This is a genomic window from Streptomyces olindensis (assembly GCF_040645895.1).
In the GTDB taxonomy this organism is placed as follows: domain Bacteria; phylum Actinomycetota; class Actinomycetes; order Streptomycetales; family Streptomycetaceae; genus Streptomyces; species Streptomyces olindensis.
The window spans coordinates 1-25,772 of record NZ_JBEYZD010000036.1 but is presented as its reverse complement, the minus strand read 5'-3'; the positions used below and the strand labels follow the sequence as shown (position 1 = coordinate 25,772).

Here is a 25,772-nt window from a genome sequence, read left to right as displayed (position 1 = left end):
GGCGCGTGAGCGCGCCGCGTGTGGAGGATCGAGGCGAAACATGAACGTTGAACGACCAGGGGATGATCGGCGGACGACCCGGGCGCGGCGGCTCGCCTCATCTCTCACTGTTTCCTCAACTGCTCTTGTCCGTCACACTCGTTGACAACGAACCTGAGCACCGTTCACATTCTTCGCTGCCTCCCCCGACCGGAGACACCCCCATGAGACGACTCCTCGGCACCCTCACCGCCGCCGCCCTGACCCTCACCGGCCTGACCGCCGCCTCCTCGGCCCCCGCGGCGGCCGCGGACTCCGGCTCCTTCGACGTCCTCACCTACAACGTCGCGGGCCTGCCGCTCGGCCTCGGCGACAGCGACCCCGAGACCAACACCCCGCTGATCGGGCAGCGGCTCGGGCCGTACGACATCGTCAACGTGCAGGAGGACTTCAACTACCACGCCTCGCTGTACGCCAACGACAAGCACCCGTACCGCACGGCGACCAGCGGCGGCGCGGCCTTCGGCGACGGCCTCAACACCCTCTCGAACCACTCCTTCGAGGACTTCCAGCGGGTCAGGTGGAACCAGTGCACCGGCACCAACTGCCTGACGCCGAAGGGCTTCTCGCTGGCCCGGGTGCGCCTGGCCGAGGGCGTGTTCGTCGACCTCTACAACGTCCACACCAACGCCGACTCGGACGACGCGGCCCTCGCCGCACGCCGCGCCAACATCGAGCAGCTGTCCGACTTCATCCAGGCCAACTCCGCGGGCAACGCGGTGATCGTCATGGGCGACACCAACACCCGGTACACGCGCGCCGGCGACAACATCCGCACCCTGCTGTCGGAGAACGGCCTGAAGGACCCCTGGGTGGACCTGGTCAGGGGCGGCACACCCCCGGCCCAGGGCAGCGACGCGCTGGTCTGCGACGCGGCCGCGCCGACGAACGACTGCGAGGTGGTGGACAAGGTCCTCTACCGGGGCAGCAGGCTGGTGAAGCTCACCGCCACCCGCTACAACAACGACTGGGGGTCCTTCCTCCGCTCCGACGGGAAGCACCTCTCCGACCACTTCCCGCACCGGGTCGACTTCTCCTACACGCTCGACTCCGCCCTGCGCGCCAGCGACTTCTTCGGCGGCCCGCACGGCACGGCGTTCAACGACGCGGACGACCTGCCGGCGACCCCCTCGCCCCGCACGCTCACCCTGCGCGGCAGCGCCCGCCTGGACGGGGTTTCCCTCACCCACGACGGCGGCCCGGCCCTGACCCACGGCGGCACGGGCGGCACGGCGACGTCCCTCACGCTGGCCCCCGGCGAGCACCTGACGTCGGTGAAACTGACGCAGGGCCAGAAGGACGGCCGCACCCGGATCTTCTCGGCGTCCTTCACGACGGACCAGGGCCGCACCCTGTCCGCCGGCACGGCCACGTCCGACACGAAGACCTTCACGGCCCCCGCCGGCCATCACATCGTGGGCTTCACGGGCCGCGCGGGCACCGAGATCGACAAGCTGGGGGTGGTGTACGCGCCGATCCGCTGAGCGGTGGGACGTCTCCGGCCAGGCCGCTTGTCAGGAGGGGAATCCCCCCGTCCCGCTCCGGCGGCTGACCGGACGGGATCATCCGCCCGGCCTGGTCGGTCCGATGTCGGGCGGCAGCCGGTGCACCGCCGCCGCCACGGCTTCCCGCGCTGTGGCGAATCGGCCGAGGTCCTGGCTGATGATGCCCGTCCCCATTCCGAACGTGCCGTCGCCGTTCGCGCTCAGGCAGGGTCCGACGATGGTCAGGCCGGGGCGGGTGGTGCTCGAGAACCGCAGTGCCCAGTGGCTGGTGAACGGGTAGAGGGCGCGCAGCGCCGGCTCGGCGTGTGCCGCCTCGATCAACTCGCGGTACGTCTGCGCCCAGGCGTATTCCAGTTCGGCCGCCTCCTGACGCATGCCCTGCCATTCGGATTCCGTCAGGCGCCCGGGATCGCGGTCGGGCACTTCGAAGCGGCCGGTCAGGTGTACGAAGGGCGCCGTCTGCCGGACGTCGCCGAGGGGCGCCCCGTCGTGCCAGGCCCGGGCGGCCCTGGCGACCTGTGCCAGGTCGTCCGTCCTGCCGTCGATGAGGGCCAGGCCCTGGAAGGAGTCCTCGCCACGAATCGACCAACGCCGTTCGTGCGACCAGGCGGTGATCTGGAGGGGCTCGCGGTGGGGCAGCGCGCTGTCGACAGCGGCGGAGAGCAGCAGGTCGGAGAGCGGGGCCGTGACGGGGACGGTGGCGAGGCAGCCTCCCGCCACAGACCGGAGTGCGGTGGCGAGACTGCCGTACGCCGCGACGTCGGGATAGAGCTCGGCGGGATCAGGTGGAGTGGGCACGGGCGCTGATTCTGCCCGAGCCTCCCGCACCGCGCAGGGCAGATCCCGGTCCCGCCCGTATGGACCGCGGGCTACGATCACTCCGTCCCAGCCTCGTCTGCCCCGCTCCCCTTCCCCTGGTCGTCACGGAAGCCCGAGACCCCTTGCCCAGAGCCGGCCTCACCCCCGAGCGCCTCGTCGCGGCCGCGGCCGAACTCGCCGACGAGGCCGGCTTCGAGCACGTCACCCTGTCCGCCCTGGCACGTCGCTTCGGGGTGAAGGACGCGAGCCTGTACTCGCACGTCAGGAACCTGCGGGACCTGCGCACGCGGCTGGCACTGTTCGCGGGCGGCGAGATGATCGACCGGATCGCGGCGGCGGTCGCCGGCCGCACCGGCAAGGACGCGCTCGCCGCCTTCGCCGGCGCCTACCGGGCCTACGCCCTGGAGCACCCCGGCCGGTACGCGGCGACGCAGATCCCCGTCGACCCGGCCCTGGCCGCCGACTCCCCCGCGATGCGCCGCACCGCCGAGATCACCTACGGCATGCTCCGCGCCTACGGCCTGGAGGAACCGGACCTGACCGACGCCGTCCGCCTGCTGCGCAGCAGCTTCCACGGCTACTGCGCCCTGGAGTCGACCGGCGCCTTCGGTGCGCCCCGTGACGTGCAGGCGTCCTGGGACCGGGCGATCGACGCCCTGCACGTCCTGCTGCAGAACTGGCCCCACGACACGAGGACTTCCGATGCCTGACCCCGCACGTCCCGACGACACGGCCCGCGCCATAGCGGAGGCCTACGCGCTCGGCTCCGGCCCCTGGACCATGGCGCCCGTCGCCCGGGGCGCGCTGGGCCAGATCTGGAAGCTCTCCGGGAGCGGCTCCTCCTGGGCCGTGAAGGAACTCCTCTTCGGCTGCGACGAGGCCCAGGTCGGCCGCGAGGCCGCGTTACGGGACTCCGCGGCCGACCTGGGCATCGCCTCCCCCCGCCTCTTCCGCGACCGGCACGGCGCGCCCGTGTGCCGTCCCCTCCCGGGCGGCACCTGGGTGAAGCTGTACGACTGGGTCGACGGCACCCGTGCGGACGCCTCCGATCCGAAGATCCTGGACTGGTTCGGCCGGACCGTGGCGCTGCTGCACCAGGCCGGCGAGGGGGCGGCCGGGACGCCGGGCGACTGGTACGAGCGGTGCCCCGACGAGGCCGACTGGGAGGACGTGCTCAAGCAGGTGCGGGACGCCGGCCTGCCGTGGGCCGGCGAACTGGGCCGGTTCGTCGCCACGGCCGCGCCGCGGCTCGCGCACTGGGTGTCCCCGTCCCCGCCGGGCGGCCTGGTGACCTCGCACCTCGACCTCCAGCCCCAGAACGTCCTGGTCGGCCCCGACGGCCCGGTCCTGCTCGACTGGGACAACGCCGGGCCGGTCGCGGCGGAACGGGAGTTCGCGCGGGCCCTCTACGTCTGGTCGGGCGGCGACGAGGTGAACGTCGATGCGGCCCGGCGCCTGGCACGGGCCTACCGCGACGCGGGAGGCCCGGCCGTCGTCATGGGCCCCGAGTCGTTCTCGATGCTCTTCGCCACGGCCCTCAACTACATCCACGTGCAGGCCGAGACGGCGGTCGATCCCACCGTGACCGCCGCGCAACGCGCCTTCGCGGGCGACGAGACCGTCAGGTTCCTGCGCACCGCGCCGGACCTGACCGCCGTCGCCCTGCTGGTGGCGGCGCTCGACACCTAGGGCCCGTCACTCCCCCGTCGTCACGTCCACGCCCGAAGCATCCACCCGGACCCGCGCTCCGCCCCCGTCGCTCCAGCGGACCTCCAGCTCCCCGGCCCCCGTCGCCCGGACGGACACCAGGTCCCCGAGCGGGGCCGGGTCCGGCTCCGCCGTCAGGCGGGCCAGGGCGGCGAACACGGTCGGGCCCGGGGTGGTGACGCCGGTGAGGTCGTCCCCGAGACCGACGGCGGGCAGCAGTTCGGTGCGGAGGCCCTCCGCCGCGCTCCACCCGGTCACCCGCACCCGCGTCCCGGGCTCGGCCCCGGACACCAGATGGACCCGCACCTCCACCGCGCCGCGCGCCAGCACGGCACTCGTCACCCGCGCTCCCCCGCCCGCCGCGTGCCGCGAGGCCACCCAGCCCTCGCCCGCGCCCAGCGGCTCGATGCCGGTGCGGCTCGGGTCGTCGCCCACGATCACGCTGTTGTCGTACGACGGGGCGGGCGCCGTGACCGTCGAGTAGGCGAGGCGGGTGTAGTACGGGTCGTAGCGGACGTCCTCGCTGCCGTGGTTGTGGAGGCGCACCACACCGTCGGAACGGGTGGACTGCAGCAGCCAGTTGGGCGGGCCGAGGGGCGTGACGGCGTCGGCGCGCTCGGCCGGTCCGGGCTCCTCCGGCGCCGTCCACACCTCGTGGTCCGGCGGCAGCAGCAGGCCGAGGAAGCCCTTGCTCGCCCAGTACGGGGAGGCGGGGCCCGAGTAGCCCTGGAGGACGGACTCGTCGGGGCCGTGCCAGCCCAGGGACAGCAGGCCCCGGTCGTCGACCGCGCCCCGGTCGAGGAAGTACCGCAGGGCCCCGGAGGCCAGGCGCCGCGTCTCCCCGGGCGACAGCGGCGTACGGCCGGTCAGCGCGCCGAGCCACAGCGGGGCCGTCGTCGCGAAGCGGTAGGTCAGGGAACGCCCCTGGTGCATGGGGGCCCCGTCGCCGCCGAAGAGGCGGGCGTAGTCGGCGAGGTGCCGTTCGAGGCGGCCCCCGTACAGCTCCAGCAGCCGCTCGTCCCGCTCCAGCCAGGCGTGCAGCACCGGGTAGAGGTGCATCGCCCAGCCGTTGTAGTAGTCGTACTTGCGGCCGTCGCCGTCGGTGTACCAGCCGTCGCCGACGTACCACTGCTCGATGCGTTCCAGGCCGCGGTCGACGGCCGCGCGGGACGCTTCCGGCTCGTAGCCGGCCTCGGCGAGGAAACCGCCCACGGTGACCGGGAACAGCTCCCAGTTGCAGGGCCAGGGTTCGGCCGTGAGGGCGTCGGCCAGCCAGGCCGCCGCGCGCTGCCGCACGGCGTCGTCCAGGCGGTCCCACAGCAGCTCCCGCGTCAGCCGCAGGGCCAGGGCGATGGACGCCGCCTCGACCAGGGGCTGGCCACGGTCCTCGATGCGGGGCCAGACGCCCGAGACACCGGCGGCGAGCCCGGCCGCGTACCGGTCCAGGGCCTTCTCGTCACGGCGGAAGGCGGCCAGCAGCAGGGTGCGGGCGTAGCCCTCCAGCCCGTCGGAGAGGCGGCCCGACCAGCTGGCCCGGTCCCCGGGCAGGTGGTAGAGCGCGCGGTCCTCGGTCGCGTACGGCTCGACGGCGCCGAGCAGGACATCGGCCGCCGCCTCCCAGTGGGCGCGGGTGTAGCCGGTGAAGCGACTGGTCGTGCGGTCGGCGGGCGGCAGCTGCATCGGGTCTCTTTCGTACTCGGACGGTTCGGACCTGAGGCGCCCCGGTTCCGGTCGGGGCGCCCCAGGGGCTCATCCCACCCGCACCTTGCCCTTCGGCACCAGATGCCGGGTGACGAGTTCGTCGCGGACCAGGCCCGCGTAGAGCGTCGCACCGCGCACGGACGTGTGCGTGTTGTCGCGCGCCTCGTTGGTGAGGTACAGCGCCTTGGAGGCTTCCACGCCGAGGGACTCCACGAGCGCCTTGGTCTTCGCCGTGAGGTCGATCAACGGGACGTCCCGCGCGGCGGCGACGGAGCGGATGACCGCCGGGTGGTCGACGCCCAGGCCGTTGACCAGAAGCGCGGTTCCGTTGTTCAGCGTGCCGTCGGGGCTGAACCAGCGTCGCACGATCGGAGTGACAAGGACCGGCTGTCCGCCCTGCTCCCGGACGCCCGCGACCAGGGCCTCCAGGTTGGCCCGGTAGGTGGCCTCGTCCGTGGTCTTGTCGTTGTGGGCGAGCTGGACGAGGACCAGGTCGCCGGGGCGGATCAGGGGCCGTACGGTGGCCCACAGCCGCGGGTTCCCCAGATACGAGACCGTACTCTCGCCGGAATCGGCGTAGTTGGCGACGGACAGGCCCTTGCCGAGGTACTGGGGCAGCTGCTGGCCCCAGCCGGAGTAGGGGTCGCCGGGCTGGTCGCAGACGGTGGAGTCGCCGACCAGGAAGATCTGGCGGGCGTGCCGCGCCGGGGTGACCCGGATGCCGGCGAGGGCGGGCTCGGAGCCGCCGATGCGCAGGTCCAGGCCGGGGGTTCCGTCGGGGCCGGTGGGTTCGCCCTCGGGGGTGCGGACGTTCACGGTGAAGCTGCGGGTGACCCTCTCACCCGCAGGTGCGGCCGTCTCGGGGAGCAGGGACCGGCGGCTCTCGCCGCTGACGCTCGTGCTGGACGCGGCCGGCCCGCCGAGCGTGACCCGGACGTCGTACGTGCCGGGCGGCACGTCGAAGTGGCAGATGCCGTCGGCGCAGTGGGCGAGGCCCGCGGCCGGGCGGCCCTGGTGTGCCTGGGCCGGCACGGACGACAACGCGGTGGCCAGGGACACCGCCGCCACGACGGCGATGCTGAAACGTCTCACTCCGGGCTCCTCCCAGCGGACGACAAGACCTGGAGGGGGACCGTACCGCCCCGGACAAGCGCTTTCTAGTCCTCCAGCAGCATTCACCAGATCTCCCACCGCACATTGGTGAAAGCTCTTTCGCGAAATCGATTCAACTGTCACTCTCGCTCCCACCCCGTTCCCCCCACCCTCGGCAGGAGGGCACCCCCATGCCCCGACCCACGACCAGACCCGTCGGCCGCCGCGCCGTCGTACTCGGCGCCACCGTCGCCGTCGGCACGGCCCTCACCGGCACGGCGCGCGCCGCCGGCTTCGGCTGGACCGACGACGGGTCGAACTACGTCATCGACACCGGCGCCCAACTGGTGTTCAAGGTGAGCAAGTCCACCGGCGACCTGACGTCCCTGACCTACCGGGGCACGGAGTACCAGGGCTACGGCGGCATGAACTCGCACATCGAGTCCGGCCTCGGCGCCTCCGCGGTGAGCATCAGGCAGTCCGGCTCCACGATCCTCGTCTCCGTCACGCACGGCACGCTGCGGCACTACTACGCGGCCCGCGGCGGCGAGAACAACGTCTACCTGTGGACGAACAAGGCCGACACGTCCGTCTCCGCGACCCGGTACATCGTGCGCGTGAAGAAGGGCGCCTTCCTCAACGACGAGCCGGACTCCTACACATACGCGCCCACCGCCATCGAGGCCTCGGACGTGTTCCGGAAGTCCGACGGCCAGACCCGCTCGAAGCACTTCTCGAAGCGGCGCATCATGGACTACGACTACGTCGGCTGGTCGGCGGGCGGCGTCGGCCTGTGGATGGTGCGCAGCAACCACGAGAAGGCCTCCGGCGGCCCCTTCTACCGCTCGCTGCTGCGCCACCAGAGCGCCGACGGCGGCGGCCTGTACGAGATCCTCCACTACGGCCAGAACCAGACCGAGGACCAGCGCTTCGGCCTTCAGGGCCCGTACGTCATCGCCTTCACGGACGGCGGGGCGCCCTCCTCGGCCCTCTACCCGGGCACGCTGACCACGCCGTGGGCCGACGCGCTCGGCATCGCCGGATACGTGCCGGCGAGCGGCCGGGGCAAGGTGGCCGGCGTGGGGATCTCCGGGCGGGACACGGCGTATCCGTACACGGTCGGGCTCGCGAACCCCGCCGCCCAGTACTGGGGCGCGGCACGTTCCTCGGACGGCTGGTTCTCCCTCGCCGGTGTGCTGCCGGGGACGTACACGCTCACCGTCCACAAGGGCGAACTGGCCGTGTACACCACCTCGGTCAACGTGTCGGCGGGTGCCACCACCACCCTGAACACGATCGCGATCCCGTCCTCCAACGACCCGTCGAAGGCGAGCGCGATCTGGCGGATCGGCGACTGGAACGGCACACCGGCCGGGTTCAAGAACGCGGACCTGATGACGTACGCGCATCCCTCCGACGTGCGGGCCGCGTCCTGGACCGGGAACGTCGTCATCGGCGACGGCGAGACGGCGGCCTTCCCCTGCTACCTGTGGAAGGACGTCAACAGCGGCATCCTCGTGTACTTCCGGCTGACCGCCGCGCAGGCCGCCGCCGCGCACACCCTGCGCATCGGCGTGACGACGGCGTACGCGAACGGCCGGCCCCAGGTCACCGTCAACGACACCTGGACCTCGGCCGTCCCCTCCCCGCCCGCCCAGCCGAACACCCGGTCGCTGACCAACGGTTCCTACCGCGGCAACAACCACACGTTCACGTACAGCGTCCCCGCGTCCGCCTGGAAGACGGACACGGGGCAGTACAACGTGCTCAGGATCGACGTGGTGAGCGGGTCGGGCACGACAGGGTTCCTCAGCGCGGGGACCGCGATCGACGCGATCGACCTGCTGGCCTAGCGCCGGTCAGGTCCCGCGCGTCCACTGCTGGTTGGTGCCGCCGTTGCACGTGTACGTGATGACGGCGGCGCCGTTGGCGGTGGACCCGCCGTTGACGTCCAGGCACTCGCCGCTCGCGCGCGACTTGACGTTCACGTACGAGCCGGTGGTGGTCAGCGACCACTGCTGGCTCGTGGCGGAGGCGTTGCAGTTCTCCTGCGTGACCGTGCTCGCGTTCTCCTGCACGCACAGCGAGCTGTTCCTGACCATCAGCTGGTAGTAACCGCTTCCGACGGACTTGAACCAGTACTTCTGGTTGTTGCCGCCGTTGCAGTCGTACTGCTTGATCTGGGCGCCCTGCCAGAGCGACTGGCTGGTCACGTCCGCGCACCGGGCGGAGTGGCGGGCGATCAGGGTGTTGTAGGTGGCGCTGGTGCCGGAGACGGTCCCGGCGGCCGTGTCAACGGTCACCTCGGGCGACCAGGACATGGACATCGTGGTCGCGTTGGAGAAGGTCAGCGGCAGCCACACGTACCGGGAGTCGTTGACGGTGCCGCCGAAGGAGTTGCCCCAGCGGTCGCCCATGTACAGGTACGAGGTGCCCGAACTGCCCTGCACGGGAAGCACGTAGGCGGTCTGCGAGCCGTACGTCGTCGCGTCGCCGATGTTCTTCATGGCCGACCAGGGCCCGGCGATGTTCGTGGCGGTGGCGTACTGCTGCTGGTTGGGGTTCCAGCCCGTGGCGCCCGAGGTCAGCATGAAGTACACGCCGTTGCGCTTGAACAGCGCGGGGGCCTCCCGGTGGCCGCCGGGCCAGGGGTTGGCGACCAGGCTCGCGATGCCGGTGTAGTCGGCGGTGAGGCGGTAGATCTGCAGGTCGTAGTTCTCGCGGGCGGCGGAGATCATGTAGCCGGCGCCGTCGGTGTCGGTGAAGACCGTGATGTCACGGGACATGTGCTGGCCGAGCGGCCGGAAGCTGCCCTTCCAGGTGTAGTTCCCGTCGACGGTGTCGGAGACGGCGACGGCCGCGCGGGCCTCGCTGTAGTCGGTGCCGTTCTCCTTGTGCATCCACATCACGAACTTGCCGGTGGACGCGTTGTACATGACCTTCGGCCGCTCGATGTTGGCGGTCGCCAGCTCCGGGTCGCTGGCCTCGGTCAGGACGTGGTTGCGGAACTCCCAGTTCTTCAGGTCGGTCGAGCGGTAGGCGTCGACGTACCGGAAGGTGTTGTCGGCGTTGCGGTGCTCACCGAACCAGTAGTAGTAGGAGCCCACCTTGAGGACCCCGCCGCCGTGGGCGTGGACGGGGCTGCCCGAGGCGTCCGTGAACTGGGTGCCGTTGGTGATCGTCTGGGGCGCGGCCTGGGCGGGGCCGGCGGTGGCGAGGGCCCCGAACAGGGCGAGGCACAGGGCGAGGAGGGTGGCGTACGCGCGTCTCATGTCATTCACCTGCCGTGGCCGTGTCGGCGACCGGTATGCCGAAGTCGGGGGTGCCGTCCGCCTTCCAGCCGAGCTTCTGGACGCGGGTGTGGCGGTTGGGGTCGTTCAGCGGGTCGCCGTTGATCTCCTTGTACTGCCGGGCGTGGTAGACGAGGACGTCGGTGCGGCCGTCCTCGGCGACCGTGAAGCAGTTGTGGCCGGGGCCGTACTGCTTGGTGGTGTCGTTGCTGGTGAAGACCGGGACCGGCGACTTGGTCCAGCTCATGGGGTCCAGCAGGTGGCTGTCCGCGTCTGCGGTCAGCAGGCCCATGCAGTAGTTGGAGTCGGTGGCGCTGGCCGAGTAGGTCATGAAGAGGCGGCCGTTGCGCTTGAGGACGTACGGGCCCTCGTTGACCTTGAAGCCGATGCACTCCCAGTCGTACTCGGGGGTGGAGAGCCGCACCTGCGGGCCCTTCAGGGTCCAGGGGTTCGCCATCTCGGACAGGAAGATGCCGGTGTTGTTGTCCATGCCGGGCTCGTGCTGCGCCCAGGCGAGGTAGCGGGTGCCGCGGTGGGTGAAGGTGGTGGCGTCCAGGGAGAACGTCTCCCAGGCCGTCTTGACCTGGCCCCGCTCCACCCAGGTGCCCTTGAAGGGGTTGGGATGGGCGTTCTCCAGCACCCAGATGCGGATGGCCCAGACGTCCTCGGCGGGCGCGGAGGCGAAGTAGATGTACCACTTGCCGCCGATGCGGTGCAGCTCGGGCGCCCAGATGTGGGCTCCCATCGGGCCCGTCGGGTGGGCGCGCCAGATGACCGACTCGGCCGCCGTGCCCAGGCCGTTCAGGGTGCGGGAGCGGCGCAGGATGATGCGGTCGTACTCGGGGGCGGTGGCGGTGAAGTAGTAGAAGCCGTCCTTGTGCCGGTGGATGTGCGGGTCGGCGCGGTTGCGGACGAGCGGGTTCACGAAGGGGGCCGGCTTCGGGGGCCCGGCCGGGGCGGCCGCCTGGGCCACGCCCGGGACGGCGGGGACGGCGGCGAGGGCACCGGCGGCTGCGGCGCCCTTCAGCAGCAGTCTGCGACTGGGGGGTTCGGGCAGAGCGTGGTCGCGGCTCATGCGGAGGGGCCTGCCTCTCACTGGGGGACACACGGCGTTGTCTGATGTGTCGTCTGACATTTCGAACACCATCTGTCATTACGAACGCCGAAAAGGTAAGGGGGTGACACGAGGAGGTCAACGGGTCTGACGGGACCAACGGAGTCTGAGATCCTGCTCCTTGTGAGCACACCACCCGACGATCTGCCCCGTTACCGGGTCCTGACCGGACCGGACGACGCCGCGTTCTGCCGCCGTGTGAGCGAGGCGCTCGACCTCGGCTACGAACTGCACGGCGGCCCCGCCGTCACCTTCGACGGTGAGCGCGTCATCGTCGCCCAGGCGCTGCTCCGGCCGAGGCGGCCGTAGGAACTTTTCTGTTATCGGCGTGCGCCGCGATCCGTCTCCGGTCACGTGCACAGCCTCACCCACACCACAGCAGCGGCCGCGGGCGTCCTCGCGGCGGTCGCGTCCCTGCTCACCGCTCCCCCGGCGGTGGCCGCCGGGCCCCGGGACGCCACCGCCGACGTGCTGGCCGGCCGGGACGTGACGCTCACCGGTGACACGGTCGTCACCGTGCCGCCCGGGACGACGACCTACGACGGCGTGTTCCGGGGCGAGGGCACGCTCACCGTGCGCGGCACCGGGACGCTGGTCCTCACCAGGGACAGCGACTTCACGCTCCCCCGGTCGCGGCAGCGGCAGCAGGTGCGGACCCGGGGCGGCAACCACCCGTACGTCACCGTCACCCGCCCCGACCCGCCCGCGGTCACCGTCGCGCACGGCGCGACGCTCCAGTACGGCGACGGCGGTACGGCCGGCCTGATCGGCCACTTCCCGTACGACACCCCGGCGTTCCGCCTCAACCAGGACAACATCCGGGTCGACGGCACCCTCCGGCTGTCCCTCACGAGCGCCTACAACCTCGGCACCATCAGCGGCTCGGGGCTGATCACCCAGCCGAGGTTCCTGTGGGGCACCTGGGACCTGTCGGGCACCCACTCCTTCTCCGGCGTCATCGACAACGGCACCCAGCTGAACGCCGGCCGCCCGGAGTACGCCACCGCCCTGCCCCGCGTCCGCAAGGTCCTCAACCAGGGCACCTGGACCGTCGACACCCCGCTGGGGCAGACCGTCACCCTGGGCATGGACTTCTACCAGCGCGAGTACGGCAGCGACATCAACGTCCAGTCCAGGCCGGGCGGCAAGGTGATCCTGACCGGGCAGTACAGCTGGTCGGACCGGGGCGGCGACACCGACCCGTCGCTCAGCGACCCCGCCCTCAACTGGACGCCCGCCCGCAAGAACGTCAACAAGCGCGGCACCAACATCAAGGGCGCGAACGTCCAGTGGGGCGACGGCACCACGAACCGGATCTTCATGCCGGGCACCGCCGACACGGTCTACATCAACCTGCTGGCGGCCCGCTCCCGTTCCCGCCTCACCCTCGACTACAACGGCCCGGTCACCCTGGGCGCCCCCATCGGCGGCGGCAGGTTCCACGACACCCTGGCGGCCCCCGGCGCCGGGGACGTCGTCGTCGCCGGCACCCCCGGCAACGACGTGACCTTCGCGGCTGTCCAGTACTACGACGGCTCGACGACGGTCGAGAAGGGCGCGGTGCTGCGGCTGGGCAGCGGGAAGCGGGGCGGCGACAGCGGGCTGTACACCCGCGGCCCCCACCACGAGGTCGTCAACCACGGCTCCCTCGTGCTGCGCAACGCGAGCCGGCCCCTCACCCTGTCCCGTGTCAGGGGCAGCGGCTCGCTCACCCAGTCGGGAGCCGCCACGACGACACTGACGGGCCGCGCGGTGACGTACACCGGGACGACCACCGTCACCCGGGGCACGCTGGCCCTGCGCCGGGGCGCCACGCTCGACCGCAGCGAGGCGATCCGGCTCACGTCGGCCGCGGCCCGGCTGGACACGGGCGGGGCGGGCCTGCACGTGGCGAGGTCCCTCACCGGCCGGGGCACGGTGCGCGGCCCGGTCAGCAGCGACGGCACGGTCACGACCGGCCTCACGGTGGACGGCTCCTACACGCAGAGCGCGCGGGGCTCGCTGGTGCTGCGGGACAGGCCGTTGAAGGTGACGGGGGCGGTCCGGCTGGCCGGGGACCTCGACCTGTCGGCCGCCGGGGACCCCGGGCGGAAGCGACCCGCCCGTGAGATCACCGTGATCGACCACACGGGCCGCGGCGCACCGGCGGGAACCTTCACCGGCCTGGCGGAGGGCGCCCGCCTGAAACTGGCCGACACCACCTACCGCATCAGCTACCGGGCCGGCGACGGCAACGACGTCGCCCTGACGGCCGTCACCGCCCCGAGCCCCTCCCCCACCGCACGCGCGGCGGCCGGATCCGGAGGGCTTCCTCCCGGCACCGCCGGCGCGTCGGAGACCGTCGGCTTCGGCTGGTGGCCCTACGCACTCGGCCTCGCCCTCGCGGTCAGCCTCGCCGTACCGGTGGCGACCCGGCGGGGCCGGGGCAGGCGACGGGGCGGACGCCACGCGGTCCGGGCCCGGCGGTGAACCTCCGGAAATCCCGCCACCGGGAACGCGTGATTCCGATATTCGGCGAATCGCCATTGTGCAGGGGCGCAGTTTGACGATCACCCTTCCCGCGCATCAATGAAGTCACGGATGCGCCGACGTGGGGGGATGTGCATGAGCGCTGAAAGTCTGCGTGTGGGACTCGTGGGATGTGGCGAACACGGCGCGGGGACTCTTCTTCCCACTCTGGCCTCGCTGGGGCGCACTCCTGTGGCGGTATGCGACCTGGACCGGGAAAAAGCGCACACAGCGGCGGAGTTATTCCGCATACCCGCGGCATATGACTCGACGTCGGCCATGTTCCGCGCGGAAGACCTGGATGCCGTCGTCCTCGCGGGCCCGCCGTCGATGCACGTGGAAGCCCTGTCCCTGGCCGCCGACCACCGCGTGCACACATTCGTCGAGAAACCGCCGGCGGTCTCCCTGCACCAGGTCGAGTGGCTCGCCGAGCGTTTCCGGGACGCCGGGCTGGTGAGCATGGTCGGACACAACCTGCGGCACTCGGACGCCTGGATCGGCCTCCAGGCGCTGCTCATGCGCCCGGAATTCGGCTCCGTGATCTCGATGTCCCTGTCCTACACGGCCTCCGGGCCGCGGGGCGGACGCTGGGGGCTGGGCACTCTCGATGCTCTGCTGCTGACCCACGCCATCCACGCTCTGGACCTGGTGTCCACCTGTTTCGAGAAGCTGTCCCTCACCCACGCGGTCTTCCACCAACTCTGCGACGGGTCGGCCGTGCTGTCACTGACGCTGTCCGCTCCCGGTGACCGGTCCGCGCACGTCATCGTCGCCACCGGCTCGCCACGCTTCGAACTGAACGCGTGTCTCGTGACGGACGCCGGCCGGGTGATCCGCGTGGAGTCGGCGCGCACGCTGCGCTACAGCGCGGACGCGGGCACGCGGACCGGCCATCCGGAAGGCCTGCGCCTGGAGGAACAGTGGATACCGCGCACGCTCGACGGCGGATTCCGCGCCGCAGGTTACGAGCGGGAACTCCACGCCTTCCTCTCCGCTGCCGCCGGGGTACGGGAGATCGGTCCGTCACTCGACGACGAACTCACCGTGTACCGGCTTTTCGACGGCATCCGGGACTTCGTCGACCCGCAAGCGGGCGTTGCGCATATCAATGGGGGGCCACGTGCGAATCGTTCACCTCTCGGATCTTCACTTCGGAAGCCGGGAGACCGCAACCATGTGGTTCAACCAGTTAGCGGAGGACCTCAGTAGGGAGCTGGCCTACGAGGCCATAGACTGTCTGGTCCTCTCCGGCGACATCGCGGAAAAGGCGCAGGAAGGCGAATACGACGCCGCTTTGCTCTTTCTGAACCGACTGATCGGTGAATTCGGCATCGATCGGCGTCATCTGCTGATCACGCCGGGAAATCACGACGTGGACTGGATGACGTCCCAGGACGCCTACCAGGTGATGAAGGCGGCGGACGCGCCCGCACGGTACGTTTCCGCCTACCGGGAGAATCCCCGTTACGTCGAGGTGGTGACGGACGAAGCCGCCTACGCCCGGCGGTTCGCACGGTTCGCCGACTTCTTCCACCAGGCCACGGGGAGCCCCTACCCCACGGACCCGGATCAGCAGGTGCAGGTGGTCTCGCCGCCCAACGTCGGAGTGACGCTCGTCGGTCTCAACTCGGCCTACACGACGGACCACCATCACCCGGACCGGAGCAGCATCCGGCCGGGGGCGATCGACAGCGCCCTGCATCTGCTGCGCACCCGTCCCGAGATCCGCGACACCGTGAAGCTGGCCGTGTGGCACCACCCGGTGCGGGGCGACGGGTGCATCCAGGACCCGTCGGTGCTGGAGCGCATGGCCGTGGCGGGTTTCCGGGCACTGCTGCACGGCCACGTCCACAAGGCTCACTCCGACAGTTTCCGCTACGACATCGCGCCCGACGGACGGCACATCAGCATCGTCGGGGCCGGCACGTTCGGCTCCCCCGACGTCCACCGCGGCTACCCGTGGCAGTACAACATCCTCACCCTGTCCGACACCGGCATGCGGGTGCAGAGCAGGGCGAAGTCGGAACCCTCCGGCGCCTGGCACGCCGACGCGCGTTTCGTCGAGTCCAAGGGAGCGCAGCCCGTCGACCACTACGCGGTCACCTGGACCCGTCCCGTCGCCGCCCAGGTGGCGGCAGCGGCACCCGCACAGCCCGTCCGGCACGCACCGCACCTCATCCGGACCCTCACCGCGTTGAAGGCGCACCTGCGGGACCTGGAGTACGACCCCACGGGGTACCGGATCGCCGTCGAAGCACTGATCTTCGACCGCAAGGGCCGGATGCTGCTCCAGCGCAGGGGCCCGGCGAGCCGCGACGAGGTCGGCAAACTCGAGGGCGTGGGAGGCCAGATCGGCGCCTACGAGGATCTGATCGCCTGCTTGCAGGCCCACATCGGCAAGGAGATCGGCGGCCGGGTGCGGGTCAGCGTCGACTATCTGCTGGAAGCCCGTCCCGTCCGGTTCGTCGAACGGGACGTGGAGCCGCAGGACTGGATCGTCGTCTCGTATCTCTGCCGTCTGACGGCCGGCCGTCCGACCCCGACCGATCTGCAGCGCACCGAGAGCCTGCACTGGATCAGCCTGGACGAACTGCACCACATCCCCGACGAGGAGTTGAGCAAGTCCACCAGCCGCGCCCGGGACCTCTACCGCGTCAAATTCGGGACGCGTCCCTTCTTCCGTGAGATCGGAGACCTGTGGCTGTGACGCGAGACCCTTTCCACCCGGCGACACCCCGTTCACTGCCCTCGCTGGAGGAGATCGTCTTCACGCGGGGAAGCGGCGCGGACCTGTGGGACCTCCAGGGACGGCGCTACACCGACTTCGTGTGCGGATACGGGCCGGTCGTCCTGGGCCACGGCCATCCGGTCGTGGCCGAGGAGGTGTACCGGCAGCTCCGGTCCGGAACGCTCTACCCGGCGGCGGGCCGGCCCCTGCGCGACTTCCTGGACACGCTGTCCGGCTTGTTCCCCGAGCAGTCGGGGGCGCTGCTGCTCAAGACCGGCTCGGAGGCGGTCGGCGCGGCGATGCGGCTCGCCCGGCACCGCACCGGCCGGGACCTGGTCCTGCGGCTGGGTTTCCACGGCTGGCACGACCAGGTGATCAGCCCCCACGTGAACTGGCACCGCTTCGACCACTCCCAGCGGCGCTCGGCCCGGCCCCTCGGTGTTCCCGGCATCTACGGATCGGCCGTACGCGTGTGGCACGGCGACGAGGTGGACGACCTGGTGGAGACCGTCCGGTCCACGCCGGACCTGGCCGCGGTCGTGGTGGATCCGGTGGAACTCCCGCTGCCGCTGGCCGACAGCGCGAAACGGGTGCTCGAAGCGGCGCACGAGGTGGGGGCGCTGCTGGTCCTGGACGAGTCGAAGACCTGTCTGCGGCTGGGCCCCGGGGGTGCGCAGGAGCGGCTCGGGGTGACCGCGGACGTCCTGGTCCTCGGGAAGGCGATAGCCAACGGGCTGCCGCTCGCGGTGGTGCTGGCGGACCCCAGCCTGACCGCCCAGTCCCGGCGGCTGCGCATCCGTGGCACGTTCAGCAACGAACTGACGTCCGTCGCCGCCGCGTCGGCGACCCTGCGTGTGCTGCGCGAGGAGAAGGTGCACGAACGGCTCGAACGCACGGGAACGGCCTTGATCGACGCGGTCAACGCGGCGCTGCGGAGCGACGGGCTCGACGACCGGATCGCCGCCGTTCCCTACCACTGGCCCTGCATGCCGTACCTGCACTTCCGGAACGTCGCGGAAACCGAGCGCACGGACTTCTACGCGCGCCTCGTGCGGCACGGCGTCCTCCTGCTGCCCAACCACATGAACTTCGTCTCCGCCGCGCACGGGGAAGCCCATGTCCAGCACGCCGTGCGGGCCATCCGCGCGACCGTACAGGACATGCGCGGTGAGGGACTGCTGGAACCCCATGGAGGTACTGGAAATGAGTGAGCGCGGCGCTTCCCAGCGGGTGCGCCCCGACGGAACGGGCCAGTCGCGGCCGCCCTGACTGGTACAACTCGTGACCCACACCGCAGCCGCCCGGACCGCCGGGCTGTTCGTCGAGCGCGAGGGGAAATCTGTCATGGATCTGGTGACCAGCCGTCTGCTTCTGCGTCAGTGGAGGTCCGAGGACCGGCAGGCGTACGCGGATATCTGCTCCGATCCCCTCGTCATGCGCTACATGCCGGAGGGAAAGCCCCTGAGCACGGCCGAGAGCTCGGCGAAGATCGAGCGCATGCGACATCACTGGCTGGTGCACGGATACGGCTGGTGGGCGGTCGAGGAGCGGTCGTCCGGCCGGCTGATCGGCAGGGTGGGCTTGCGCCACTGCGACGAGGGGACGTCCCTGCGGAAGGTGGAGATCGGCTGGCTCCTCGCTCGGGAGCACTGGGGCAGGGGCCTGGCGACCGAGGCGGCGCGCGCGTGCCGGGACTTCGCCTTCACCGACGTCGGCACCGATGTCCTGTTCGCCGTGGCGCAGCAGGAGAACCACCAGTCCTTCCGCGTGATGGAACGGCTCGGCATGACGAAGACCGGCCGCAGCGAGAGCCGGGGCCACGCGGTCGTCAGCTACGAACTCGACCGGCGGCAGTGGGCCGCGGCGGCCGAGGACCGCGCCGAGTCGTACGTCCGGTGCGCGGTGGACGTCCCGACGCAGGTGTGAACCGCGGCAGCCTCAGCGGCCGCTCGGTGCCTCCGGGAAGCCGAGTTGCGGGGCCAGCAGCCGTGCCTCGGCCGCCCATTCGGCGAGGAAGGCGAGGGTCAGGCCCCGTTCGCGGTAGCGTACGGCGGCGGCGACCGTGCCCGTGCCGCCGTAGCCGACCGGTTCCTCGTCCGCCCGGGCCAGCATCAGCGCGGTGAGCCAGTCGTACTTCACCGCGGAGGCGCACACGGCCAGCCGTACGAGGCGCTCGTCGCCGTGCCAGCCGCTCTCGCGCAGGCCGTGCACGTACGCGTCGTAGGCCGACTTCGCGAGGCCGTGCAGCTCGGCGGCGGGGACGAAGTGGTCGAAGACGGTGTCGGGGAGGTAGTTGCCGAGGTCCTCGCCGAGGGCGCCGTCGCCGGCGAAGGCCCAGTCGAGCAGGACGCCGGTGCCGTGGCCGCCGGAGCGGAGGTTCGCCGGCCACTGGTCGAGGTGGCTCAAGGCGCGCGGCAGGGACTCCATGACCGTGAGGAACCACTCGCGGTCGTGGTGGAGCCGGACCATGTCCTCGCGCAGGCCGGGCGGGAAGTGGGAGCGGACCAGGGGGTGCCGCCAGGCCTCGTCGTCGTCGAGCAGGGCCGCGCCCGTCGTCCTCCCCGCCGTGTAGTCGCGCAGGAAGCGCCGGGACAGCCACGGCAGGTCCTCCCCCGCGCCGGTCTCGCCCTGTGCCGCGCCGAGGCGCCGGGCGTGCTCGACGTGCCGGGCCAGGGGCCAGGTCGTCGCCGGTTCGCCCGGCACGTCCTCCAGCCACAGCGCCACGTCGCCGCCGGGGCGTTCGGCGCACTCCAGCAGCCGGGGCGCGCGGATGCCGTGCCGTTCCCAGACCCGGGCGAGCCCGGACCGGTAGACGTACGCCTCGCGGCGCCAGAAGTTCCAGTGGCGGGGGTCGTTGGACGCCGCCCAGGAGACGCCGGTCTCCTTCGTCCGCGTCAGCACCTTCAGCACGGCCGAGCGCCCGCCGCCGGTGACGCGCCACACCCCGGCCGTGACCCCGTTCAGCGGGTTGTGCGGGAGCGGGTCGAACACCGCCTCGTCCGCCGGGACTCCCAGGACCTCACGTACTTCGGCTTGCGGGGCAGCGACCTCGGGCATCCCCCGATGCTATGCCGACGCCTCGCTCCTGTCCCCGCGCCCCCGCAGCCACACGTACACCGGGATCCCGGCGAACAGGAACAGCACGCCCTGGTAGACGGCCGCGTACCCGGCGCCCGCGATCAGCCAGAACGAGAAGCCGAACGACAGGACGGCGACGGTCAGGTCGCGGGCGAGTCCGGCGGGGCGGACCCGGTCGCGGGTGCCGCGGGCCAGCCAGTACAGCTGGGCCGCCGCCGACAGCAGGTACGGCACGCAGCCGGTGAACGTGGTGATCAGGACGAGGACGCGGAAGGTGGTGTCCGGGCCGGCCGTGTAGTTGAGGGCGATGAGCAGCGTGCCGAGGACCGCGCAGGCCCACACGCCGAAGCCGGGGACGCCGCCCTTGCCGACGCGGGCGAACGGCGCGGGGAAGAGGCCGTCGCGGGCGGCGGCGTACGGCATCTGCGCGGCCATGAGGATCCAGCCGTTGAGGCAGCCGGTGATGGAGGCGACCGCGACCAGGGCGATGGCGGTGCCGCCCCAGCCGCCGCCGGTGATGGCGTTGACGGCGTCGGCGAACGGGGCGCCGGAGTCGACGAGTTCGCGGTGCGGGACGAGGCCGAAGACGGCGACCGTGCCGAGGACGTAGACCAGGGCCGAGGCGAGGGTGCCGAGGACGCTCGCCCGGCCGACCGTGCGCTCCGGGTCGCGGACCTCGCCCGCGCTGACCGCCGCCGACTCCACCCCGAGGAAGCTGTAGAGCAGCAGCGCGGCGGAGGCGGCCAGCGCGCCGGTGACGCTCTGCCCGGAGGCGTTGAACGGGCCGAAGTTGTCCGTGTCGACGAAGAACAGGCCGACCGTGGCGAGCAGCAGCAGCGGCACGAACTTCAGCACCGTCGAGACCACCTGCACCGCGCCGACCCACCGCGTCCCCGCGAAGTTCGCGGCGGCCGGCAGCCACAGGGCGGCCAGGGCGACGGCGGCCTGGAGGGTGTGGTCGCCGTGCAGGGGTATGAGGACGTCGACGTAGCCGACGACCGCCACGGCCAGGGCGGCGATGCTGACCCAGCACATCGTCCAGTACGACCAGGCCGACAGGAACCCGGCGAACTCGCCGAAGGCGTCCCGCGGGTAGACGTACAGCCCGCCGGTGACCGGGCTGCGCCGGGCCAGCCTGCCGAAGAGCAGCGCGAGCAGCACGGCGCCGACGGAGAGCACGAGGAAGGCGAGCAGGCTGACCGTGCCGTAGGGGGCGACGGTGGCGGGCAGGGCGAAGATGCCGCCGCCGATGATGTTGCCCATGACGAGGGCCGTGGCGGCGGCGAGGCCGAAGGTGCGGCGGGGAGCGGGCGCGGCGGCCGGGGCGGCGGCCGGCCCGGCGGGTTCGGCGGCCTCGGCGGGGCTGGGGACGGTCATGAGCGTTCCTGTACGGGCGGGAGGGGAGGGGGAGGCCGTGATCGTAACCCGCCGTCCCACATGTTGGGCGACCTGTTCATGTACTGGACACAATCGGCTGGGGTCCGCCACCGGATGTCGACTACCGTCACCCGTATGACGAGCACCCTCACCCTCGCCGAAGCCCTCGCCGCCGGGACGGTCGTCCTGGACGGCGGCATGTCCAACCAGCTCGAGTCGGCCGGGCACGACCTGAGCGACGAGCTGTGGTCGGCGCGGCTGCTCGCCGAACAGCCGGAGGCGGTCACCGAGGCGCACCTCGCCTACTTCCGGGCGGGCGCCGACGTGGCGATCACCTCCAGCTACCAGGCCACGTTCGAGGGCTTCGCGAAGCACGGGATCGACCACGACCGGGCGGCCGAACTCATGGCGCTGAGCGTGGAGCTGGCCCGGGAGGCGGCCCGCCGCGCCCGCGTCGCCCGGCCCCTGTGGGTGGCGGCGTCGGCCGGCCCGTACGGGGCGATGCTCGCGGACGGCTCGGAGTACCGGGGCCGCTACGGGCTGACGGTGGACGAGCTGGAGCGTTTCCACCGGCCCCGCCTGGAGGTGCTGGCCTCGGCCCGCCCCGACGTCCTCGCCCTGGAGACGGTCCCGGACGCCGACGAGGCCACGGCCCTGCTGCGGGCGGTGCGCGGGCTCGGGGTGCCGGCCTGGCTGACGTACTCCGTGGCGGGCGGCCGCACCCGGGCCGGGCAGCCGCTGGAGGAGGCCTTCGCCCTGGCGGCCGACGCGGACGAGGTGATCGCGGTGGGCGTGAACTGCTGCGCGCCCGAGGACGTGGACGCCGCCGCGGCGACCGCGGCGCGGGTCACCGGCAAGCCGGTCGTCGTCTACCCCAACAGCGGCGAGACCTGGGACGCCGGGGCGCGCGCCTGGACCGGCCGCTCCTCCTTCACCGCCGGCCAGGTGCGCGGCTGGCAGCAGGCGGGGGCCCGGCTGATCGGCGGCTGCTGCCGGGTAGGCCCGGAGGCGATCGCGGGGATCGCCGGGATCACCGGGGCGCAGGGGGCGGCGTAGGGCGGCGCCGACGGGCGGCACCAGTCTGCGCACACCCCTCCTCCCCTCCCCTCCGCGCTGCTAGCCTCCGTGATGGGAACCGGTTGCTACGGCGTTGCCGCAGTTCCCGAGGGGGTGGGCGCGGACCGGTGCCCGGGAGGGACGAGACAGGCATGACGAGGAAGAGCGGCGACGCGAGCCGCAGCACCATCCGGGACGTGGCGGCCCGCGCGGGGGTCTCGGCGTCGACGGTGTCCCGGGTGCTCGGCGGGGTCTATCCGGTGAGCGCGGCGACCCGCGGCCGGGTGATGCGGGCGGTCCGGGACCTGGACTACGTGGCCGACGCGCGGGCGAAGGCGATCGCGGGCGTCGGCACGCCCACCCTCGCCTTCGTCCTGGAGGACATCACCGGACCGTCGTTCGCGCACATGGCGCACGGCGTGGAGCGCGAGGCGACCCGGCTCGGCCACCTCTGCCTGGTGTGCAGCACGGAGGGCGACGTCCGGCACGAGCTGGAGTTCGTCGACATGATGCGGGCCCAGCGGGCCGCCGCCGTGATCCTGGTCGGCGGCACGGCCGACACCCCCGAGTACCGCGAACGCACCCACCGCATGGCCGACTCCCTCGCCTCGGCCGGTTCCCGCCTGGTCCTGTGCGGCCGGCCACCGCTGGACCCGGGCGCGCCGGTGACGGTCATCGAGTACGACAACGAGGGCGGCGCCTACACGCTCGTCGCGCACGTCCTCGCCCAGGGCCACCGCCGGGTGCTGTTCCTCGGCGGCCGGGCGGACCACACCACGGCCCTGGGCCGTGAGCGCGGCTACCTCGCGGCCCACCGGGCCCGTGGCATCGCCCCCGACCCGTCGCTGCTCCTGCACGGCGACTTCACGCGCGACGCCGGTCACCGTCTGATGCAGCAAGCCCTCAAGGACGGCCTGGAGTTCACGGCGGTGGTGGCCGCGACGGACATGGTCGCGGCGGGCGCCCTCACCGCCCTGCACGAGGCGGGCCTGACGGTGCCGGGCGACGTCTCCCTCGCCGGCTACGACGACATCCCCTTCGCCCGCGACCTGCACCCCGCCCTGACGACGGTCCACGTCCCCTACGAGGAACTGGGCCGCCTCGCCGTCCGCACGGCCCTGGAGCGCACGCCGGGCGCCGCGGACGAGCATTTGCTGCTGGGCACGCACGTCGTCGTACGCGACTCGGTGGGGCCGCCGCCGTCGCGATCGCCTCGGTGACCTGGCACCTGGCCGGCCGCCGCATCAGGGATCGCACTGGCGGCCTTCTTGAGCGGTGTCGACGATGGTGGTCCATCGGTGTGCGAGACGTCGGAACGCCTGGACGAGTTCCGGCGGGCGGAGGTCGGTGAGTTCGGTGTCGAAGGTCGCGAGGATCCCGGCGATGCCGGCCCAGGACCAGGCGCCGAGAGTGAGCCGGCAGTAGTCGGTGTCGAGGTGTTCGACGACGGAGCCGCCTGGTGCCCAGCGGGCCACGACGTGAGCGGGCAGGTTGAGCCGAGCGGTGCCGGTGCACGGCCAGGCGGCGAGGGTGTCGCCGCGGTCGTGGCTGCTCATCACGAAGTGGGCGAGGTCGTCGTCGGGAAGCTTGCGGGCGGCGAAGCTCTGCGTGGTGGGGCGGGGGCGAAGCCGGTCGACGCGGTGCACACGCCATTGGCCGTCGGTGAGGTCGTAGGCGACGAGGTACCACCGCGCGGCCCAGACGACCAGGTGGTGGGGCTCGATGCGGTGCGCGGGCAGGAAGTCGGGGTCGCCGGATTCGGGACGGGTGCCGTCGGGGCGCAGTGTCTCGGTGACGAGTAGGTGCCGGTGGCGTACCGCGGTTCCGACGGCGGTGAGGTCGGCCGGGTCGATGGGGGGCGCTGGGAACTCCCAGTAGTTCGGTAGCCGCGTCAGGCGCAGGGATTCCATGGAGGCCCGCAGCGCGGGTGGCATGACCTGGTGCAGCGTGGCCAGTGCCCGCGCCGCGTCGACTCCGAGGCCGAACGTCGTGCTGGGCGCGGTCTGCAGGGCCACCGCGACCGCGAGGGCCTGATCGTGGTCGAACCGCAGTGGCGGCAGGGTGTGCCCGGCGCCGAGCCGGTAGCCGCCGTCGGGGCCGTGGACGGTGGCGATCGGGTAGTCGAGCCGGCGCAGGGTTTCGATGTCGCGGCGGACGGTGCGTTCGCTGGCCCCGAGCCGGGCGGCGAGCTCGCGCAGCGGCCACAGCCGTCCTGATCCGAGCAGGGACAACAGTTTTATCGCCCGGTGTGAGGTGTTGGCCATCGTCCCACCCTGGCACCGGTGGTGGCCACTCGGTGTCCACTACCGATGACAGGGTCGGCTCTGTTCGGGGGAGCAGCGGCGGAAAGGACGGTCGGGGATGCGTGTGGTCGTGGTCGGCGGCGGGATCGGCGGGCTCGCACTGGGGGCGGGGCTGCGTCGTCGGGGGTTCGAGGTGGCGGTGTTCGACCGCGACACCGATGTGGCGGCGACGGGCGGCTACCACATCACCCTGGACGAGCGGGCGCAGTCGGCGCTGAGAGATCTGGTGGAACCGACGATCATGCGGCGGTTGCTGGCATCGGGTTCGGCGCTGCGGCTGCGCGAGCGTGACGCGTTCTGGGACCGCCGCGGCCGGCTGCTCGGCCATGGGCCCGACCTCAGCGGCAGCGGCAGTGTCGACGTCGATCGGATCACCCTGCGGATGCTGCTGGCCGAAGCGGTCGGTGACGGTCTGCACCTGGGATGCAGCGTGTCCGGCGTCGGCCTGGACGACGACGGCGCGCCCCGGGTGCTGTTCACCGACCGCGCGCCGGTCTCGGCGGATCTGGTGGTGGGCGCGGACGGCACCCACTCGGTGGTCGCCCGCCACCTGGCGGGAGGCCCGACCAGCAGCCCGGCGGGCATCATCGGGTTCTCCGGCCGTACCCTCCTGCGCGATCTGAGCCCCGGCGAGCAGCGGCGGCTGAGGCCACGATCGGGGCTGGCGGTCGGCCCTCGCGGAGCAGCGCTCTACGTCGGCTTCCTCGACCCGGTCGGCAACGCCGCGCTCGTCGCCCCCGAGCTGCGGATGTCGGTGACGACCGGACCCACCTACATCTGGGGCGCCATGTTCCCCGAGTCCGCTGCGACTGATTCCCTGCGTGACCTGCGCGGGGGCGAGTTGAAGACCGCGCTGCTGGGCCGGTTCCGCGAGCGGGGCTGGGCCGAGCACACGCTCGAGGTCATCACCCGTGCCGATCCGCACAGCGTGGCCGGGTTCCGCTTCAACGCCGCCTCCACCCGCGCGGAAGATCTCGCGCCCTGGCCCGCGGGCCGCATCACCGCGCTCGGCGACGCCGTCCACGCCACACCACCCACCGCCGGAATGGGAGCCGGGGCGGCCATCCGCGACGCCGCCAGCCTGCTCGAGCACGTCGGCGACGCCACCGGCGGCACCACCCTCACCGACGCCGTCGGCCAGTTCGAGGCCGGCATGCGCCGGCGCGGCAGCGAAGTCCTCACCCTGGCCATGAAGACCGTCCGATGGATTCTGGCCACCGACACCACGCTCGGCGCCGCAGCCACCGTCGTGGGCACCCCGATTCTGGCCGCAGCCGCCCGGTTACGTCGCTGACGGGCCTGCCCGGTGGATCGGGGGCTCAGGGATCCACGTCCTCGATCGAGCTAAGGCCTGTCGTTTGGATCAGGTCGCAGGGAACCGACGGCACCTCATCAGCGCCGGTGAGCGGGGCCATGGGGGTACCTCCCTGCTCGAGCGCAGCCGAGAGCTTGGGG

21 protein-coding genes and 1 pseudogene are annotated in these 25,772 nt (G+C 72.0%); 14 read left to right on the top strand and 8 right to left on the bottom strand.

What is annotated here, in order from left to right:
* Positions 1-62: 62 nt before the first annotated feature.
* Together ABZ948_RS40955 and ABZ948_RS40950 are read left to right on the top strand one after the other, a co-directional pair.
* Positions 63-833: pseudogene (locus ABZ948_RS40955) on the top strand (exonuclease/endonuclease/phosphatase family protein); the annotation flags it as partial.
* Between the two features lie 18 nt (positions 834-851).
* A complete protein-coding gene (locus ABZ948_RS40950) occupies positions 852-1,523 on the top strand; it encodes a jacalin-like lectin (RefSeq protein WP_435857580.1) in 672 nt (223 codons plus the stop codon).
* Positions 1,524-1,601: 78 nt separating this feature from the next.
* Here the strand turns inward: ABZ948_RS40950 and ABZ948_RS23170 are convergent, their stop codons facing one another.
* Positions 1,602-2,342, bottom strand: a complete 741-nt coding sequence (locus ABZ948_RS23170; RefSeq protein ID WP_359762386.1) for a DUF6193 family natural product biosynthesis protein — start codon at positions 2,340-2,342, stop codon at positions 1,602-1,604.
* Between the two features lie 143 nt (positions 2,343-2,485).
* Here ABZ948_RS23170 and ABZ948_RS23165 point away from each other — a divergent pair, with 143 nt between their 5' ends.
* Together ABZ948_RS23165 and ABZ948_RS23160 are read left to right on the top strand one after the other, a co-directional pair.
* Entirely contained in the window at positions 2,486-3,073 is a 588-nt protein-coding gene (locus ABZ948_RS23165; RefSeq protein ID WP_359762385.1) for a TetR/AcrR family transcriptional regulator, read from the top strand.
* Positions 3,066-4,052 (top strand): aminoglycoside phosphotransferase/kinase family protein, encoded by a 987-nt coding sequence (locus tag ABZ948_RS23160; RefSeq protein ID WP_359762383.1) that lies wholly within the window; start codon positions 3,066-3,068, stop codon positions 4,050-4,052. The genes ABZ948_RS23165 and ABZ948_RS23160 overlap by 8 nt, the downstream gene beginning before the upstream one ends.
* Before the next feature lie 6 nt (positions 4,053-4,058).
* On the opposite strand, the gene ABZ948_RS23155 is transcribed toward ABZ948_RS23160, so the two are convergent.
* Complete coding sequence (locus tag ABZ948_RS23155; RefSeq protein ID WP_359762381.1) at positions 4,059-5,750, bottom strand: DUF2264 domain-containing protein; 1,692 nt, start codon at positions 5,748-5,750, stop codon at positions 4,059-4,061.
* Between the two features lie 69 nt (positions 5,751-5,819).
* Positions 5,820-6,863 carry a rhamnogalacturonan acetylesterase gene (locus ABZ948_RS23150; RefSeq protein ID WP_359762379.1) on the bottom strand — a complete coding sequence of 348 codons (1,044 nt, stop codon included), beginning with the start codon at positions 6,861-6,863 and terminating at the stop codon, positions 5,820-5,822.
* A gap of 191 nt (positions 6,864-7,054) precedes the next feature.
* Here ABZ948_RS23150 and ABZ948_RS23145 point away from each other — a divergent pair, with 191 nt between their 5' ends.
* Positions 7,055-8,716: a rhamnogalacturonan lyase B N-terminal domain-containing protein gene (locus ABZ948_RS23145; protein WP_359762377.1), complete on the top strand. Its 1,662-nt coding sequence runs from the start codon at positions 7,055-7,057 to the stop codon at positions 8,714-8,716.
* A 6-nt stretch (positions 8,717-8,722) separates the two neighbouring features.
* Here the strand turns inward: ABZ948_RS23145 and ABZ948_RS23140 are convergent, their stop codons facing one another.
* Together ABZ948_RS23140 and ABZ948_RS23135 are read right to left on the bottom strand one after the other, a co-directional pair.
* Positions 8,723-10,135 (bottom strand): RICIN domain-containing protein, encoded by a 1,413-nt coding sequence (locus ABZ948_RS23140; protein ID WP_359762375.1) that lies wholly within the window; start codon positions 10,133-10,135, stop codon positions 8,723-8,725.
* Between the two features lies 1 nt (position 10,136).
* Positions 10,137-11,228: a glycoside hydrolase family 43 protein gene (locus tag ABZ948_RS23135; protein ID WP_359762373.1), complete on the bottom strand. Its 1,092-nt coding sequence runs from the start codon at positions 11,226-11,228 to the stop codon at positions 10,137-10,139.
* A 162-nt stretch (positions 11,229-11,390) separates the two neighbouring features.
* Between ABZ948_RS23135 and ABZ948_RS23130 the strand changes: the two genes are divergently transcribed.
* From ABZ948_RS23130 to ABZ948_RS23105, 6 genes are all read left to right on the top strand, one after another.
* Positions 11,391-11,576 (top strand): DUF1737 domain-containing protein, encoded by a 186-nt coding sequence (locus tag ABZ948_RS23130; RefSeq protein ID WP_351334985.1) that lies wholly within the window; start codon positions 11,391-11,393, stop codon positions 11,574-11,576.
* Between the two features lie 45 nt (positions 11,577-11,621).
* Positions 11,622-13,736, top strand: coding sequence for an autotransporter-associated beta strand repeat-containing protein (locus tag ABZ948_RS23125; RefSeq protein ID WP_359762371.1), 2,115 nt, complete (start codon positions 11,622-11,624; stop codon positions 13,734-13,736).
* Positions 13,737-13,835: 99 nt separating this feature from the next.
* Positions 13,836-14,984 carry a Gfo/Idh/MocA family protein gene (locus tag ABZ948_RS23120; protein ID WP_359762369.1) on the top strand — a complete coding sequence of 383 codons (1,149 nt, stop codon included), beginning with the start codon at positions 13,836-13,838 and terminating at the stop codon, positions 14,982-14,984.
* Positions 14,950-16,482: an NUDIX domain-containing protein gene (locus ABZ948_RS23115; RefSeq protein ID WP_359762367.1), complete on the top strand. Its 1,533-nt coding sequence runs from the start codon at positions 14,950-14,952 to the stop codon at positions 16,480-16,482. Before ABZ948_RS23120 ends, ABZ948_RS23115 begins: the two co-directional genes overlap by 35 nt.
* Positions 16,479-17,714, top strand: a complete 1,236-nt coding sequence (locus ABZ948_RS23110) for an aminotransferase class III-fold pyridoxal phosphate-dependent enzyme (protein WP_359762365.1) — start codon at positions 16,479-16,481, stop codon at positions 17,712-17,714. The genes ABZ948_RS23115 and ABZ948_RS23110 overlap by 4 nt, the downstream gene beginning before the upstream one ends.
* Before the next feature lie 70 nt (positions 17,715-17,784).
* Positions 17,785-18,429: a GNAT family N-acetyltransferase gene (locus ABZ948_RS23105; RefSeq protein WP_359762363.1), complete on the top strand. Its 645-nt coding sequence runs from the start codon at positions 17,785-17,787 to the stop codon at positions 18,427-18,429.
* A gap of 12 nt (positions 18,430-18,441) precedes the next feature.
* Here the strand turns inward: ABZ948_RS23105 and ABZ948_RS23100 are convergent, their stop codons facing one another.
* Positions 18,442-19,560 (bottom strand): aminoglycoside phosphotransferase family protein, encoded by a 1,119-nt coding sequence (locus ABZ948_RS23100; protein ID WP_359762361.1) that lies wholly within the window; start codon positions 19,558-19,560, stop codon positions 18,442-18,444.
* A 9-nt stretch (positions 19,561-19,569) separates the two neighbouring features.
* The gene (locus ABZ948_RS23095; RefSeq protein WP_359762359.1) at positions 19,570-20,958 is read right to left on the bottom strand and encodes an amino acid permease; all 1,389 of its coding nucleotides are present in this window, start codon (positions 20,956-20,958) and stop codon (positions 19,570-19,572) included.
* A gap of 135 nt (positions 20,959-21,093) precedes the next feature.
* Here ABZ948_RS23095 and mmuM point away from each other — a divergent pair, with 135 nt between their 5' ends.
* Together mmuM and ABZ948_RS23085 are read left to right on the top strand one after the other, a co-directional pair.
* Positions 21,094-22,014 carry a homocysteine S-methyltransferase gene (mmuM, locus tag ABZ948_RS23090; RefSeq protein ID WP_359762357.1) on the top strand — a complete coding sequence of 307 codons (921 nt, stop codon included), beginning with the start codon at positions 21,094-21,096 and terminating at the stop codon, positions 22,012-22,014.
* Between the two features lie 152 nt (positions 22,015-22,166).
* Complete coding sequence (locus ABZ948_RS23085) at positions 22,167-23,234, top strand: LacI family DNA-binding transcriptional regulator (protein WP_359762355.1); 1,068 nt, start codon at positions 22,167-22,169, stop codon at positions 23,232-23,234.
* A 24-nt stretch (positions 23,235-23,258) separates the two neighbouring features.
* Here ABZ948_RS23085 and ABZ948_RS23080 read toward each other — a convergent pair whose 3' ends face one another.
* Entirely contained in the window at positions 23,259-24,278 is a 1,020-nt protein-coding gene (locus ABZ948_RS23080; RefSeq protein ID WP_359762353.1) for a helix-turn-helix transcriptional regulator, read from the bottom strand.
* Between the two features lie 97 nt (positions 24,279-24,375).
* On the opposite strand from ABZ948_RS23080, the gene ABZ948_RS23075 reads away from it, so the two are divergent.
* The gene (locus tag ABZ948_RS23075) at positions 24,376-25,611 is read left to right on the top strand and encodes an FAD-dependent oxidoreductase (protein WP_359762351.1); all 1,236 of its coding nucleotides are present in this window, start codon (positions 24,376-24,378) and stop codon (positions 25,609-25,611) included.
* Positions 25,612-25,772 lie beyond the last annotated feature (161 nt).